Source organism: Aquiflexum gelatinilyticum (assembly GCF_024741135.1).
In the GTDB taxonomy this organism is placed as follows: Bacteria; Bacteroidota; Bacteroidia; order Cytophagales; family Cyclobacteriaceae; genus Cognataquiflexum; species Cognataquiflexum gelatinilyticum.
In genome coordinates, this window is record NZ_JANSUY010000017.1 from 69,892 (window position 1) to 86,012 (window position 16,121).

General features: G+C 39.4%; 12 protein-coding genes. 6 read left to right on the forward strand and 6 right to left on the reverse strand.

Annotated features, from left to right (window positions below; translation table 11 throughout):
• Positions 1–5: 5 nt before the first annotated feature.
• The 3 genes from NU887_RS16615 (at position 6) to NU887_RS16625 (ending at position 3,429) form a co-directional block, all read left to right on the forward strand.
• Entirely contained in the window at positions 6–2,312 is a 2,307-nt protein-coding gene (locus tag NU887_RS16615) for a TonB-dependent receptor (RefSeq protein WP_258424508.1), read from the forward strand.
• 27 nt (positions 2,313–2,339) lie between these two features.
• On the forward strand, positions 2,340–2,933 hold the full coding sequence (locus tag NU887_RS16620; RefSeq protein ID WP_258424509.1) for a hypothetical protein: 594 nt from the start codon (positions 2,340–2,342) through the stop codon (positions 2,931–2,933).
• A 70-nt stretch (positions 2,934–3,003) separates the two neighbouring features.
• On the forward strand, positions 3,004–3,429 hold the full coding sequence (locus tag NU887_RS16625) for a hypothetical protein (protein ID WP_258424510.1): 426 nt from the start codon (positions 3,004–3,006) through the stop codon (positions 3,427–3,429).
• Positions 3,430–3,457: 28 nt separating this feature from the next.
• On the opposite strand, the gene NU887_RS16630 is transcribed toward NU887_RS16625, so the two are convergent.
• A complete protein-coding gene (locus NU887_RS16630) occupies positions 3,458–3,973 on the reverse strand; it encodes a hypothetical protein (protein ID WP_258424511.1) in 516 nt (171 codons plus the stop codon).
• Positions 3,974–4,111: 138 nt separating this feature from the next.
• Between NU887_RS16630 and NU887_RS16635 the strand changes: the two genes are divergently transcribed.
• The 3 genes from NU887_RS16635 (at position 4,112) to NU887_RS21220 (ending at position 10,235) form a co-directional block, all read left to right on the forward strand.
• The gene (locus tag NU887_RS16635) at positions 4,112–5,704 is read left to right on the forward strand and encodes an ATP-dependent DNA ligase (RefSeq protein ID WP_258424512.1); all 1,593 of its coding nucleotides are present in this window, start codon (positions 4,112–4,114) and stop codon (positions 5,702–5,704) included.
• Positions 5,694–8,147, forward strand: coding sequence for a ligase-associated DNA damage response DEXH box helicase (locus tag NU887_RS16640; protein WP_258424513.1), 2,454 nt, complete (start codon positions 5,694–5,696; stop codon positions 8,145–8,147). The genes NU887_RS16635 and NU887_RS16640 overlap by 11 nt, the downstream gene beginning before the upstream one ends.
• A 180-nt stretch (positions 8,148–8,327) precedes the next feature.
• Entirely contained in the window at positions 8,328–10,235 is a 1,908-nt protein-coding gene (locus NU887_RS21220) for a tetratricopeptide repeat-containing sensor histidine kinase (protein ID WP_258424514.1), read from the forward strand.
• Here the strand turns inward: NU887_RS21220 and NU887_RS16650 are convergent.
• The 5 genes from NU887_RS16650 to NU887_RS16670 all read right to left on the reverse strand — a co-directional run bounded on the left by NU887_RS16650 (position 10,232) and on the right by NU887_RS16670 (position 16,092).
• Positions 10,232–11,683, reverse strand: a complete 1,452-nt coding sequence (locus NU887_RS16650) for a TrkH family potassium uptake protein (protein ID WP_258424515.1) — start codon at positions 11,681–11,683, stop codon at positions 10,232–10,234. The genes NU887_RS21220 and NU887_RS16650 overlap by 4 nt on opposite strands.
• A gap of 1 nt (position 11,684) precedes the next feature.
• Positions 11,685–13,031, reverse strand: a complete 1,347-nt coding sequence (gene trkA / locus NU887_RS16655; protein WP_258424516.1) for a Trk system potassium transporter TrkA — start codon at positions 13,029–13,031, stop codon at positions 11,685–11,687.
• 100 nt (positions 13,032–13,131) lie between these two features.
• Complete coding sequence (locus tag NU887_RS16660; RefSeq protein WP_258424517.1) at positions 13,132–13,791, reverse strand: tetratricopeptide repeat protein; 660 nt, start codon at positions 13,789–13,791, stop codon at positions 13,132–13,134.
• 47 nt (positions 13,792–13,838) lie between these two features.
• Positions 13,839–15,089 carry a DNA recombination protein RmuC gene (locus tag NU887_RS16665; RefSeq protein ID WP_258424518.1) on the reverse strand — a complete coding sequence of 417 codons (1,251 nt, stop codon included), beginning with the start codon at positions 15,087–15,089 and terminating at the stop codon, positions 13,839–13,841.
• Entirely contained in the window at positions 15,079–16,092 is a 1,014-nt protein-coding gene (locus tag NU887_RS16670) for an alpha/beta fold hydrolase (RefSeq protein WP_258424519.1), read from the reverse strand. The genes NU887_RS16665 and NU887_RS16670 overlap by 11 nt, the downstream gene beginning before the upstream one ends.
• Between the last annotated feature and the right edge of the window lie 29 nt (positions 16,093–16,121).

Here is a 16,121-nt window from a genome sequence, read left to right on the forward strand (position 1 = left end):
CATTTATGTCTAAACCAATTGTCTTTCTCTTTTCCTTTCTTTTGATAGCTGCCAATTCATTTGGGCAGGAAGAATGCTTGCTTGTTCTTCGTGGAAAGGTAGTTCATGAAGAAAACAATGAGCCTATTGAAGGTGCATATGTTTGGCTAATTGATTCAGAAAAAGGTGCTGTCACCGATTCCCAAGGAATTTTTAGGATATCGAAAATCTGCCAAGGTGAACAGACTCTAAAAGTCCAATATCTCGGTCATAAAGACAATTTAGAAAAAGTCAATATCCAGTCAAATATGAGTATCACCATCAGGTTGATGGCAGAGGATGTCCAGTTGGAAGGAGTTGAAATCCACGGGCATGAGGATGCTTTGTTGACAACAAATACTGTCTCGGGTATCTATGGAGATGAGCTGAGGATTTCAAGAGGTCAAAACCTAGGGGAAACCTTAAGAAGAATCCCAGGTGTAACGACATATTCTTCAGGATCGAGTATCCAAAAACCTGTAATCCATGGACTTCACAGCAATAGGATTTTGATTCTTAATAATGGAGTCAGACTCGAAGGCCAACAATGGGGTGCAGATCATGCTCCAGAAATCGACCCATTTGTAGCAAGAGAAATTTCTGTAGTCAAAGGTGCCGAAACTGTCCGGTTTGGTCCTGACGCAATGGGAGGTGTGATTTTGGTAAATCCTGCACCGCTACCTGTCAAAGGTGGTCAAAGTGGAGAAATTGACCTGATTGGATTTTCAAATGGGCGCGGAATCACAGGTTCAGTGGGTTTACTCGGCGGTTCGAAAAAAATCAAAGGTTTGGGTTATTGGATTCAGTCATCTTCAAGAATTGCAGGAAACCTGCAAACCCCCGATTATATGCTTGATAATACAGGCGCGAGAGAGTTTAATTTTTCAGGAGCCTTAGGTTACAGTAATTCAAAGTTGGGTACGGAAGTTTATTTCAGTCATTTTCAGACTACTATCGGTATTTTGACGGATTCCCATACGGGCAATCTCTCCGACTTGGAAAGTATCATTGAAAATGGAAGGCCGTTTCGGACGCCGGATTTCACATATGACATCCAAAATCCGAAGCAAAATGTCGACCATCAGCTTTTGAAATTAAAAGGACATTATCATTTGGCTGACGGGGCAAAGCTGAACATCCAATACGCTTTTCAGAGAAATCATAGACAGGAATATGACAGAAGACGGGGAGAGCTGAACAGCAGACCTTCCCTGGATTTGGTGCTTTTTACCAACACCCTAGATCTGAGCTATAACCACCAAACAAGGAAAAACTGGAATGGGGCCATAGGATTTCAATTGATTCAACAGGCAAATTCAAATATCCCCGGAACTGGTGTAGTGCCATTGATTCCCAATTATGACATGTTTAATGTCGGTTTTTTTGCCATTGAAAAATTCACAAGCGGGCCTTTGGAAATAGAAGGCGGTCTTCGGTATGATTTCAGACATGTGGAGTCAGCAAGGGTCAACAGAGGAGGCGTCCTTCAAGAAGATGTATTTGATTTCAATAACTTCTCTGCTTTTATCGGTGCCATGTACCCGATTTCACGAAATCTCACATTCAATACCAACTTTGGAACAGCTTGGAGACCGCCTAGTATCAATGAACAGTTTAGTCAAGGACTTCATCATGGTTTGGCGGCGATCGAAATCGGAAACCCTGATTTTGTATCTGAACAATCCTTTAAATGGATGAATACCCTTAATTATTCAGGAAGTAAGGTCAACGTTGAACTGACCGGATATACCAATACCATTAAAAATTATATTTACCTCAATCCTACTGAAGACCGTTTTGTTTCTCTCCGAGGTACATTCAATGTCTTTGAATACCTTCAGACCGATGCTTTTTTTATGGGGACTGACCTGAGCGCAATTTGGACAGTTACTTCCCATTGGGAATTATTTTCAAGGGGTTCAATTGTCAGAGCAACCAATACGACTGAAGATACTTTTCTTCCATTTATCCCTACTGACAGGTTGGAAACGGGTTTGAGTTATAATTTTCAAACCGGCGTATCCGAAAATAATTCCAAAATTTCCTTCAGTAATCTTGCTGTGGCAAAGCAACATCGCGAACCTGATTTTGACCTTGCCCCTGCACCACCGGCTTACATGATTTGGAATTTAGGATTTCAAACATCTTTCAAAATGGGAAATGACAAGCTCAATTTTGGCTTTCAGGTTACAAATTTGTTCGATAAAGCTTACAAGGATTATATGAATCGATTCAGGTACTTTTCACATGAATTGGGAAGGAATGTATTGATCAAACTCAATTATGAATTTTAAACCAATTACATATACAATTAAATTATCATGAAAAACTACAGCTATTTAATGACCTTATTTGCAGCGGTTGCCTTGACCTTTTCATCTTGTAAAAGTTACGACCCCGTACCGGAAAATGAAGGCGAAGTAATCACAGATGTAATCTTAAAATTCACAGAACTAAATTCAGCCGGTTCTCCTACAGGCACTCCAATTGAAGTAAGGGCAACAGACCCTGATGGGCTTGAATTAGGAAACGGTCCAACTATCGAAACAATCACGCTTGCAAGGGGTAAAACCTATCTTATGGAAGTTTCCCTTTTCAACAGCATTGAAAATGAAGATATCACAGTTGAAATCGAGGAGGAAAAGGAAGAGCATCAGTTTTTTTTCCTCGGGACGGCATTTCAGGGAACAGCGATTCTGACCTATGCTTATGATGACGAGGATATCGATGGTAATCCGGTAGGTTTGAGAGGCATTGTACAGACTATTGGTTTTAATACAGCGCAGATGAGGGTTGTTTTAAGACATGACCTCAACAAGAATTTTACTGGGGCAAACAATCCAAATTGGGAAAACTTTGTGCAGGCAGGGGGCGAAACAGACCTTGACATTACTTTTCCTGTAGTGTTGAATTGATAATACTAGACAGGCGGCTTTTTTTAAAAAAGTCGCCTTTTTATTTATATTGGCATAAAAATTCAACTCTATGAAAAATTTATACCACCTTTTGTTATTCAGTTTTGTAATTTCTTTTGCACTTTCCTGTTCAGGAAAAAAAGAAGTGGAAGGAGATCCGAAAATATATGCAGAAGCCAACGGATATCTCCAAAAGTCCCTTGACTTAAGAGAAGAAATCACAGGATTCGAAAAGCAGCTGAAGGAATCTGGATCAGATTACAGTGAGTTAAAAGAGGAACTTAAGACATGGGACAAGGACATCATTGAAGTTCCTGGATTTGAGCATTCCCATGATGATGAGCATCAAAGAGCGTATCACGTCCACAATCCGATGAAGCCATTTAAAGACACGGAGCACCTTGATTACCAAAAAGTGATGCATGCTGAAATCGCACAATTACATGAAAAATTCAAAAGATTGACTCTTCCTGAGGTAATGGAAGAAAATAAATAAAGAAAAGGTCATCCGAAGATGACCTTTTTTAGTTGAGATAAGGTGAACAAACCGTCATGTCCTCTTTTTTAAATGCCTGTGAGCTGTTGTCATTTGCCCCGATATTTCCCACTGATAAAATTACCTGATATTCAGGCCCTGAATCAGCCAAGTGAACTTTTATATGTCCATCGAAATTGCTTAAATCCTCAAATTTCAATTTGGTCCCATCCGAAAGCTGTCCTAAGACAGTAACACTTTTCAAAGTTCTGATGTCAATGGGGTCAAGCTGGAAAGCTATCGGAGAATCAGGGCTGTCATATGGACCGAAATGAAGATGGGCAGGAAAATAATAAGGAGACGTGTCCTTGTTCCCATTAAGTTCCAAAGTAAGCTCCAAGTCACCGTTGAGCAATTCCTTAATTTGAACTTTGCCGGTATAATTGAAGTCAGAACCTTGGTAAAGGTTGTAAGTCAGTTCATTGGTGGTATAAACAGGATCCTTTTGCTGATCACAGGAAAATATGATCAAGGCATAAAGAAATATAATCGCCAACTTTTTCATAGCTGTTTGGTTTTTAATGTAATTACGCTGAATATGGCTTTAAGTTCCATACAGAGATAAAGATACAATTTTAAGTTTTTTCTTGATGTGAACCTTGTCACATTGTTAAAAGTTTGAAATGAAACATAACGTCAATAAATGAGAGATTTTGCAAGTCTATTCATGCGTCTGGACCAAAGTAACAAAACCTCCGATAAACTCGAGGCCTTGAGGACTTATTTTTTGTCGGTCTCGGATGAGGATAAACTTTGGACTATAGCCCTTTTTACCCACCGTAGACCCAAGAGACAGGTAAATACAAGGCAACTACGCGAATGGTGCTGCGAATGGTCAGGAATTCCTGATTGGCTATTTGAAGAATCATATCAGACAGTCGGTGATCTGGCCGAAACAATCTCCCTGCTTTTGCCAACCAAAAAAATTCACCAGGATAATTCTCTGAGTTTTTGGATCGGGTATTTAATTGATTTGGAAAGTCTTGAGGAATCTGACAAAAAGGAAAAAATATTGACGGCATGGGAAATGATGGCGAAAGAGGAACGCTTTATTTTCATTAAACTGATGACGGGTGGATTTAGGGTCGGAGTAAGTCAAAATCTTATTACCCAAGCTGTGGCTGAAGCATTTGAACTTGAAAAAACTGAAGTAGCCCATAGGATAATGGGGGATTGGAACCCCGTCAAAACTTCTTTTGAGGGATTGGTTATGACCAAAGAAAATAGTGGACATATTTCCAGGCCATATCCATTTTTTCTAGCCTATCCTCTGGAAAAGGAATTGTCAAGTTTTGGAGAAATCTCAGATTGGCAGATTGAATGGAAATGGGACGGAATCCGGGGACAGGTGATCCAAAGGAATGGTGAGGTCTTCATATGGTCAAGAGGCGAAGAATTAGTAACTGAAAAATTTCCCGAACTTGTCGAAATGTCCTTGCAATTACCCTCAGGGACTGTATTGGATGGGGAGATCATTGCGTTTTCCAAGGGGAAACCCCTACCCTTTTCTTTGCTTCAGACTAGAATCGGAAGAAAAAACTTGAGTAAAAAAATCCTTCAGGAAGCTCCTGTCAGTTTTATCGCATATGATATTCTTGAATATGACGGAAAGGATTTAAGACAAAATTCTCAAAAAGACCGAAGGCAGTTATTGGAAAAACTTTCAAAAGAAATCAATAACAGTAGATTTGAAATTTCACCTCTGGTTGAGGCAAAGAATTGGAATGAACTTTCAAGACTTCAATCCCAATCCAGAACAAAGATGGCAGAGGGATTTATGCTGAAAAAAAATGAGTCTATCTATGAAGTAGGAAGAAAAAAAGGTTCTTGGTGGAAATGGAAAATTGAACCACTCACCATCGATGGAGTGCTCCTCTATGCCCAAAAAGGGCACGGGAGAAGGGCTGATCTCTATACTGATTATACCTTAGCGGTGTGGGAAGGTGATAAACTTATTCCCTTTGCCAAAGCATATTCAGGACTGACTGATGCTGAGATTTTGGAAGTTGATAGATACGTGAAGCAAAATACGCTTGAAAGGTTTGGACCTGTCCGAACGGTTAAACCAGGCTTGGTGTTCGAAATCGCATTTGAAGGAATTCAGGAAAGTCCCAGGCACAAATCAGGAATTGCACTGAGGTTTCCAAGGATTCAAAGGTATAGAAAAGACAAACCAATAGGAGAAGCCAACACTTTAGAAGATTTAAAATCCCTACTTTCAGTATATGGTCAGTAATCATTTATCAGTTGCTGTTGATTACTTCCAAAAAAAAGGCTGGTCACCTTTTGAATTTCAGTTAGAAACATGGCGAGACTTTATGGCTGGAAAGTCAGGATTGCTCAATGCTCCAACAGGAAGCGGAAAGACATTTGCTTTGTTTTTCCCTGTGATTTTGGATTATATACGCAGGCATCCTGAAGATTGGCAAAAACAAAGGAAAAATGGAATCCAGTTGATCTGGATCACTCCTCTTAGGGCTTTGGCGCAGGATATCCAAAAAGCCATGCAGGAAGTCTGTGAAGAGATCGGGCTGCCGTGGAAAGTTTCTGTAAGAAACGGAGATACAGAAAACAAAGAGCGTGTTTCACAAAAAAAGAACCCACCCGAGGTTTTGATTACCACTCCTGAGACCCTGCATATCCTTCTCACCCAAAAAGAAAATCAATTGTTTTTTAATTCTTTGCAGGCCATTGTTATCGATGAATGGCACGAACTTTTGGGAAACAAAAGAGGAGTTCAGGTTCAGTTAGCCCTTTCATACATTCGCCATATCTGCCCGCAGGAAATAAGACTTTGGGGGATTTCGGCTACCATTGGCAATCTTGATGAAGCTTGTCAAATACTTCTCGGTGAAAGACATCCTATCCACATTGTCAAAGCCAAAATTGAGAAAAGAATTATTCTCAATACAGTTTATCCCGATGAACTGGAAAAATACCCATGGTCAGGCCATTTGGGAATAAGGCTTATTGATAAGGTCATTCCCATTATTGAGAATCATAATTCCATTTTACTTTTTACAAATACCCGTGCCCAAACAGAAATCTGGTATCACTACATTATGGAAAAAAAACCGGAATGGGCAGGCTTGGTGGCGATCCATCACGGTTCTTTGGATCAATCGGTAAGAACATGGGTGGAAGAATCCCTGCATTCTGGTAAACTCAAATTGGTGGTATGCACCTCAAGTCTCGACTTGGGAGTGGATTTCAGGCCTGTTGATGCCGTAGTACAGGTTGGAAGCCCAAAAGGTGTGGCGAGGTTTATCCAAAGGGCAGGAAGGTCAGGCCATCAACCAGGACTACCAAGCAAAATTTATTTTGTACCGACTCATTCTTTGGAGCTGATAGAAGCTGCGGCATTAAGGAGTGCCATGGAAAACAATGAATCAGAAAATCTTCTTTGTCCGACAATGACTTTTGACGTTTTGATCCAGTTTTTGGTAACACTCGCAGTGGGTGATGGTTTTTTTGAGGCCGAATTGCTGCCAATACTGAGAGATACTTTTTCCTTCCAAAAACTGACAGAAGAGGAGTACCGTTGGACTTTGTCATTTATTACCCAAGGTGGAGAATCCTTGCAGGGTTATGAGGAATTTTCCAAGGTGGAAAAAGATGAAAAAGGAAAATACCAAATCAAAAATAAAAGAGCTGCTATGATTCATAGGCTGTCGATGGGCACCATAGTCAGCGAACCGATGCTCAAAGTTCAGTTCAAAAACGGCACTTTTTTAGGCATGGTGGAAGAATTTTTCTTTTCAAAGCTCAAACCTGGAGATCGTTTTTTCTTTGCAGGAAGAAACCTTGAATTCGTAGCCATCAAAGACATGAGTGCCATTGTTCAGCTTTCCAAGAAAAAAAGTACAAATACGCCTTCTTACATGGGAGGAAGAATTTCACTCTCCTCTAAACTTGCCTCGAAAATCAGGGAAATTTTGGAGAAATCTACCCTTGGTATTTATGAATCCCAAGAGATGTCCTATGTCGCGCCACTTTTAGATTTACAAAACAGAATTTCAATTGTTCCAGCCAAGGAGACCTTGCTGATTGAAAAAATCATTTCCCGGGAAGGTTATCATGTGTTCATCTTCCCTTTTGAAGGAAGGATGGTCCATGAAATCCTTGGTGCTTTAATAGCTTACAGGATCAGCGTAAGTTATCCAATGAGTTTCAGCATCGCCATGAATGATTATGGATTTGAATTACTTTCGGATATGCCTATTCCGATTGAGGACATTTTGGAAGAGGATGTTTTTTCGGAAGTAAACCTTGCGGAAGACATAAAAGCTTGCATCAACGAAAGTGAAATGGCGAAAAGGAAATTTAGAGATGTAGCCACGATTTCAGGACTTATTTTCCAAGGGTTTCCCGGCAAACCGGTGAAATTTAAACACCTTCAATCCAATTCGGGCATACTTTTCGGGGTTTTTGAAGATTATGATCCTGATAACCTTTTACTCAGTCAGGCACACAGAGAGGTATTGGATATGCAGATGGAAAAGGACAAAGTCCTTGAAGCAATCAGAAGAATAAATTCAAATAAAATCATTCTTAAGACTCCCGGACAATTCACACCATTTTCTTTTCCGATCATGGTTGACCGTTGGTTTAGGGCATCAATTTCCTCAGAGTCTCTCGAGGACAGGATCGCAAAAATGAAAGCCCAATTGATTGAATGATTTTAAAAAAGGTTCTTATAAAATCATTTTCCTTAAAACAAACAAAAAAATCTATTTGATAATTAATTATATGTTTTGTGCACATAATGAGGTTTTCTGTATAATAAACATTTTGTAATTAATTGGAATAAGGCTATTTTCGATCGATTTTTATTGTTTTAAGTCGAAAATAATTGCACTGTGAAAACTTATCATTTACCACCATTAATTGTATTTATTTTTATTTTTTTACTTTTCCCCAAAGGTTCATTTGGAAATATTCTAAATGACAAAATAAACGTAGCCGACAGTTTACTTTTCCTATACCAAGATGCTGAATCCGACAGAGAAAAACTTAATTTTCTTTCGGAGCTTGTCAAGGTGATTCATTACTCTGATTCAGCCCAAAAATATTACCCTGAAGCCATCAGACTTGCACACAAAATTAAGGATCACGATTTAGAAGCTCAAAACCTAAATAGATTGGGGGTTTATTACCGAAACATGAACCTACAGGAAGAGGCACTTAAACTGTATGAGGAGGCATTGGAGATAAGTAAAAAAAACAATAATCCTGTACAAATAGGCCATTCTTTAAATAATATCGGCCAGATATACTTTTATAGGGATCTTTTTGAAGAGTCTTTAGAATATTATAAGGCAGCCGAATCCCAGTTTTTGAAAGTGGGTAACAAAGAAGGCTTGGCTTATAATTACACCGGAATGAGCCCTGTTTTAGGGGCTTTGGGAAAAAATAAAGAGGCACTCGACATCATTAACAAAGCCATTGAAATACGCCAAGAACAAGGAAATGAAAGACAATTGCTAGTCTCAAAATTCAATAGATCTGTGCTTTTAATGTCAATGGGAGAATTCAATTCGGTAGAGGATGACATCAAGAACCTCTATCAATATGGCCTCACTTATGATATAATTAGGGCGATCCATGCGCTTGAAAAACTTGTAGAGCTCAACATTGCCACAAGAAATGTAAATCAAGCCATCAAGTATGCTGAAGAAGCTAAAATCCTGCACCAACAGCGTCCAAACTCAGAATCAATGATTGAGATTTATGAGATGATGTATCAGTTATATTTTGATCGGGGAAATACCACAGAATCGAAGAAATATCTGGCGCTTTTGGATCAGGAAAAAGAGATTTTAAGTGCGGAAAGAATTAAAAATTACCTTGCAGGGCTTACTATCAAAAAACAGAAGGATGAAATTGCTGCTTTGAGCAGAGAGAATGAACTGATGCAGGCTAATCAGAAATTCAAAATGTACATAACCTTTGCTCTGATGTTATTGGCATTTTCGCTCTTCATTGCATTTTCGATCTATTACAGGTCATACAAAAAAGAAATCCACAATATCCGTGTCCTGAAAGAAAAACAAAATCAGATCGAATGCCAAGCTGCAGAACTGAATCGTTTAAATATCGAAAAAGACAAAATATTCTCTATTCTCGCCCATGATCTCAAAGCACCTTTGGATTCACTTTGGGGAATGGTTAAGTTGATGAATGAAGAGAACCTAAGCCAAGAGGAATTTGAATCCTATTTGCCGATTTTATCCCAAAATCTTGGAAACAACTCCATGTTACTTGAAAACCTACTAATATGGTCTAGAAGCCAAATGAGGGGCATGAATACAGAATTTTCCAAGTTCAATCTATTCAAAGTAGTGGAACAAAGCCTCAGTTTCCTATCAGGATCAGGATATTATAAAGGACAAGTTTTGGAAAATTATATTCCAAAATCCATTGAGATCGAAGCTGAGAAAACGATGCTTGAAATCGTAATCAGAAACCTACTCACCAACGCGCTGAAATTCACTAATGAAAATGATAAAATCACCGTCACTTTGGAAGAAGAGGAAAATTTCTATACCATTTCCATTTCTGACCAAGGAATAGGCATGACAGAAGCCGGCCTAAGCAAATTGTTTGGCAATGATTTTTACAGTACCTCCGGAACACATAAGGAAAAAGGAACCGGTTTGGGACTGTTGATATCCAAAGAACTTGTAAAGAAAAACAAAGGCGAAATTTGGGCAAAAAGCCAGATTGGCTCAGGATCCACTTTTTGTTTTACACTTCCAAAATCTTAATTGGCTCTCCAAAAATACGGGGTAAACAAAACGAGGATTGTAAACAATTCCAGCCTGCCCAATAGCATCAAAAAGCTGAGAATCATTTTTGAATAAGGATCAAAGAAGGCAAAATTATAAATCGGTCCTACTTTACCTATTCCCGGTCCCACATTGCCCAAGCAAGTGGCTACTGCACCAAATGAGGTGAGAATGTCATATCCCATCAGGGAAATCACCACAGATCCTGTCACAAAAATCATAAGGTAAATCAACAGGAAATTCATGATATGGGTAATGATTTTTCCTGTAACCCTGTCACCGTTTATTTTTAAAGGAACCACTGCCCGTGGATGTACAATTCTTTTGAATTCAAGCCAACTGTTTTTGAAGAAGGTTAAGTGCCTGACAAATTTGATCCCACCTGCGGTAGAACCGGCAGATGCACCCAAAAACAATAACATAAAGAAAATCAAAGTAAGTCCATCATGGTAGGAAGTGTAGTCAGCGGATACAAATCCCGTAGTCGTGATTAGGGATACAATCTGAAACAAAGTATCCCTAAATGCTTTTTCCAAATCTTGACTTGAATAAAAATAAACAGGAACAGTAATGAAAAAAGCAAGGACAATTATGGTAGAAGCATACGCTTTGAATTCATCTGAACGCCATACTTTATCAAATTTTCCTGTAAGTCCAAAATAGATTACAGTAAAGTTAGTACCTGCCAAAAACATAAAAATTATAGCAGAATATTGGATAAAGGCTGAATCATAAAAAGCCATACTCGCATTTTTGGTAGAAAATCCACCTGTGGCCATCGTAGTCAATGCGTGATTGACAGCGTCAAAAAATGTCATCCCACCAAAATAATACAATACACCAAGGGTAAAGGTAAGCCCTACATAAATCAGCCATAACCTTTTGGCTGTCTCTTGAATCCGTGGATGTAGTTTATCTGAGGTAGGTCCTGGTGATTCTGCCACAAACAACTCAATGCCACCTATACCCAAAAGTGGAAATATGGCCACTGTCAAAACGATAATTCCAAGTCCTCCTACCCACTGGGACATGCTTCTCCAAAAAAGAATTCCTTCAGGAACCACTTCTATGTCGGTCAAAATACTTGCACCGGTAGTGGTAAGTCCTGAAACAGTTTCAAATAAAGCATCGCTGAAGGTAGCTGTTGTCCCGCTCAGCATATATGGAAGCATTCCAAATACAGACATGAAAACCCAACTCAGCGTGACTATCAGGTATCCCTCTCTTTTTCTGATATTCTGATCTTGCTTTGCAAAAGAAAAAAACATGATTGCACCCACTATCAGAGAAGCAGAAGCGGACATTAACAACGGGTAATGGTCTCCACTTTCGAAGTATAATGAAAATCCAAGTCCCGGAAACATCAAAAGTGATAAAAGCATCAACAATGCCCCCATTACTTTTCCAATAGCCCTATAATGAATCATATCAATGGAAAAGTTTCTCTAAAGCTGCTTTGGCTGCTGGCAAGGCAAGAACAATAGCCTTATCATCTACATGAAGCATAAAATCTCCATCAGGTATAAAAACTTCTTCTCCCCGGATTACGCCTGCAACAATGGCTGTATCAGGGAAATGAAGTTCTTTTAAGGATTTTTTTGTCAATCTATTTCCTTTTGTGATTACGTATTGGATGATTTCTGCATCTACCCCATAGATTCCTGATACCGCTTCCACTTTTCCTTTTTTTAAAAAACGGGTTATTTGATTGGCTGCAACTAGTTTTTTATTGATAAGGGAATCCACGCCTATACTATGCGAAATATGGATATACTCTCTGGTATCTACATGGGCAATGGTTTTGTAAACACCATGATTCTTTGCACTGAGCGAGGTGATAATGTTAGTTTCTGAAGATTCTGTAAGGGAGATGAAAGCTTCCATTTGTTCCAATCCCTCTTCAATCAAAAGTTCAATGTTTTTGTAATCCCCATTGATAATCAAGGTATTATTTAGCCTTTCAGAAAGCCATTTACATCTTTCCTTATCTCTGTGGACCAAAGTCACACGGAATTCATCTTCAAGCTTCAAGGCTGTAGCAAATGCCATATCATCACCTCCAATGATCATGATATTTTTGATGCTTATTTTTTTCTCCCCAAGAAGTTCAATGATGGATTCAACAGCTTTTTTATTAGAAATGAAAAATACGTGATCGTTGTTTCTGATGATGGTATTGCCTCTCGGAATGATCGTCATCTGATCTCTGACTATTGCTACGATCCTGATATCCCCAAATAAAGGGATGTCTTTCATGTCAGCTATTTTTTTGTTGAATAATGGACTGTATTGATCCAATGAAATCCCGACAATATTGAGTTTACCTCCTTCGAATTCAATAACTTCCGTAAATGTAGAATTTTTGATCATCCGGTATATTTCACCGCTACAAAGCATGGTGGGTGAAATAATATTGTCTATTCCGATGTTTTTGAAGTAAACCTCGTGTTCAGGTTCTAAGTAATCATGGTTTCGTACTCTCGCAATCACCCGTTTTGCACCCAATTGTTTTGCCAAAGTAGCTGCCACAATATTTGTCTTTTCTGAAGTGGTAACAGCCATAAACATATGCGTATCCTTCAGGTTGGCATTATTGAGCACTTCGAGTGAAGTCGCATCTCCCATGATGGTCATGACGTCAAGATGTGAAGCCGCATTGTCCAATGCATCCTTATCTACATCAATCAGGGTTATATCCTTGTTTTCATAACTAAGTTGCTCCGCTAGATGGTAACCCATATCTCCGGCACCTGCAATGACAATGTTCATTCCCATTTGAAATATCAATAAGAGTCAGGGGTGTAAAAGCTTATCCTGTCCAAATCGGGCAAAAGGTATGATGTTTTGCACCTAAGCGCAATAAGAAATAAGTTTTTTATTTACAGAAGGATTGGAGATACTTTTCTGTCTGGGTGTTTCCGAGTCTTTTGGCTTCATTCCAGTCTTCGCAAGCGGCAGAATTATTTCCTGTTTTATAATGACAAAACCCCCTGTTGGTCAAAACGTCTGCATTAGACGGGCTGAGTTTCAATGCATAATCATAATCAGGTATGGCCTTGGCGTGTTGGTTTGATTTAAGGTAACAATTCCCTCTGTTGAAATGGTAAGCCCAGACCAACTCAAATTCTTCTCCATTAATTTTACTGAACTTAATGGCATCTGTATAGGCAGCTATCGCTTCTGTGAGGCGGTTTTCCCTTTGAAGAATGTTTCCGAGATAATACGCCATCTCATCATCTTCCTCAAAGATCAAAAGCCCTTTTCTTAAGGTTTCGATCACTTTTTCCTTTTGGGAAGCCACCTGCCCTCCTGCTCTATAAAAATTCAAATAAGCCGGGTGGAATGATGGATCATCCAAAATCACCTGTTGCAGAATCCGTGCAGCACTTTCAAAGTTTCCTTTGGAAATCATGTCAACAGCAGTATTGTTGATTTCTATTGAATTCTCCCGATCTTCGGGTTCCACATCAAAAATCTGCTGTGCTGAAGAAAATGAGACAATCAAAAAGAAAATGACCGAATAGTAAAATTTCATAGGGGATTGATTTTTCTCAAATTTAAAAATGGAAATTAGTTTAACAATCATTCAAGAAGTTTTCTTCCCTCATCTTCCGGCATAATTTCTACCTCTTTCAATTTTCGCTGAATTACCCTTGTCCTGGTTCCTACCAATTCATCCAAATCGGTATGTGCTTCAATAATTTTCTTTTGAGCTTTGCTGATCAAATCCCCGAATTTTGAAAATTCAGACTTGACGGCTCCCAATACCTTCCAAACTTCGCTGCTCCTCTCCTGTATAGCCAATGTCCTGAATCCCATTTGAAGACTGTTCAACATCGCGGCTAAAGTTGTCGGTCCGGTAATGATGATTTTGTAATCCTTTTGCAGGGATTGCGCAAGATTGGGTTCACGGAGAACTTCTGCATACAGACTTTCCATGGGAAGGAAAAGCATGGCAAAATCGGTGGTAAACGGGGGATGCAGATATTTTTGGCTGATATCCTGAGCGGCTTTCCGGATGGCTTTGAAGAGATCGGCCCTTGCCAAATCTATGATAAGCTTGTCTCCGGTATCATAGGCATCCTGAAGTCTGTAAAAAGTTTCTTGCGGAAATTTGGCATCAATCGGCAGGTAAACCGGCCCGTCTTCCTTGCTTCCGGGCATTTTGATGGCAAATTCTACCCGCTCCGAATTCCCTTTTTTGACGGAAACATTACTTGCATACTGTTCGGGGGAAAGGATATTTTCCAAAATCCCATGCAATTGGTATTCTCCCAACACTCCCCTGCTTTTGACATTGCTCAGCACCCGCTTGAGGTCACCCACTCCGGTTGCGAGGTTCTGCATTTCTCCAAGTCCTTTTTGCACAGCCAAAAGTTGGTTGGTTACCAATTCAAAAGATTGACCCAATCTTGCCTCTAAGGTCTTCTGCAATTTTTCATCGACCGTTTCCCTCATTTTGTCCAATCGCTCTTCGGTAGATGCCAACATTCTCTCCTGTTTGAAGATCAGGTCTTGGAATTTTTCTCTTTGTAGTTCATTGAATTCTTTGACATTTTCTCTGAAAATCGTCCCAAAATCCTTCAAAACCTCAGACTGTTCTTTTGAATTTGCTCGAAGGGAATCGAAAACCAAGCCAAACTGCCTAAGCAATCCCTCTTGTATTTCAGTCCTATTTGCAGCCATTTGTTGGGCAAATTCCTGCTTTAACTGACTAATTTCCAATTGATTGAAATCCCTTTCGGACTTTTGAGATAGAAACTTAATGACTAAAAAGATGATCAGTAAAATCTGAATTACTGAAAGAGAAATCAAAATGGTTTCAATAGACATGGCTGAAGAATTTGGGGGTAGAAAAGTAATCTCTTTCAACCTGAATGCCCAAAAATGACAGATATTCTGAGACAGTCTCCGTCGGTATTTCTTCCATAGGCACATGTCCTGCATTTTCAAAAACCTTCAATTTGGAGCCGGGAATGGCTTCTGCGAGCCTTTCTCCGTTTTGTAAAGGAATCCAATTGTCATGTTTTCCCCACATGATCAGAACCGGCATATTCAGTTTTTCAAAATCTACCTCATAAGGTTTTCTGGTAGTCAGCCTGTCCAATGTTGCCTGCCTGTTTCCTTCCATTCTCAACAGTTCGTAATACCTGGTCAACATCTCGTCTGTGATTCTTGAATTGTCATAGAAAACCTGTTTCAGGTTTAGGCCAAAAACAAATTTGGGAGTGCATTTGAGCAAAAGCTTGTTGAAAACCGGGTTTTGGGCCACTTTGAAAATCCAAGCACCTGAGTTATACGATTTGCTTTGGGCAGAATCTGTTCGGGTTTTCGGTCTTGCACCCGATGAATCGATGAGGTTTAAAGTCAATATCCTTTCTGGTTGGTCTGAGGCCATTTTTAGCGCCACTCCTCCACCCATACTGTTGCCGGCCACATGAAATTCTCTCAAATCCAACTGGTCTGCGATACCGAATACAAGTTTGGAATAGTCCTCAATTCCATAACGTTTTTGCAAATCGGGACCTGTAAGGCCGTGACCCGGCAAATCCATGGAAATGGTCATAAAAAATGGACTCAACTCATTTTCCCAAGCTTCCCAAGTGTGAAGGGAAGAAAAACTCCCATGGATCAAAAAGATCGGTTCTCCTTCTCCCCTGACCTTCACATGAACGTTCACACCATCTACCATTAAAAAAAATGAATTTTCATCGCCGTATTTTCCGATTAGTTCATCAGGTGCAATATCACCTCTATAGCAAGCCAATAAACCAATAATCACAATCAAAACAAGGAATAATATGACCTTAAGCAACTTGAGAATAAATCTTTTCATGAATTTGTGTCGGAATAATTATAGGCAAA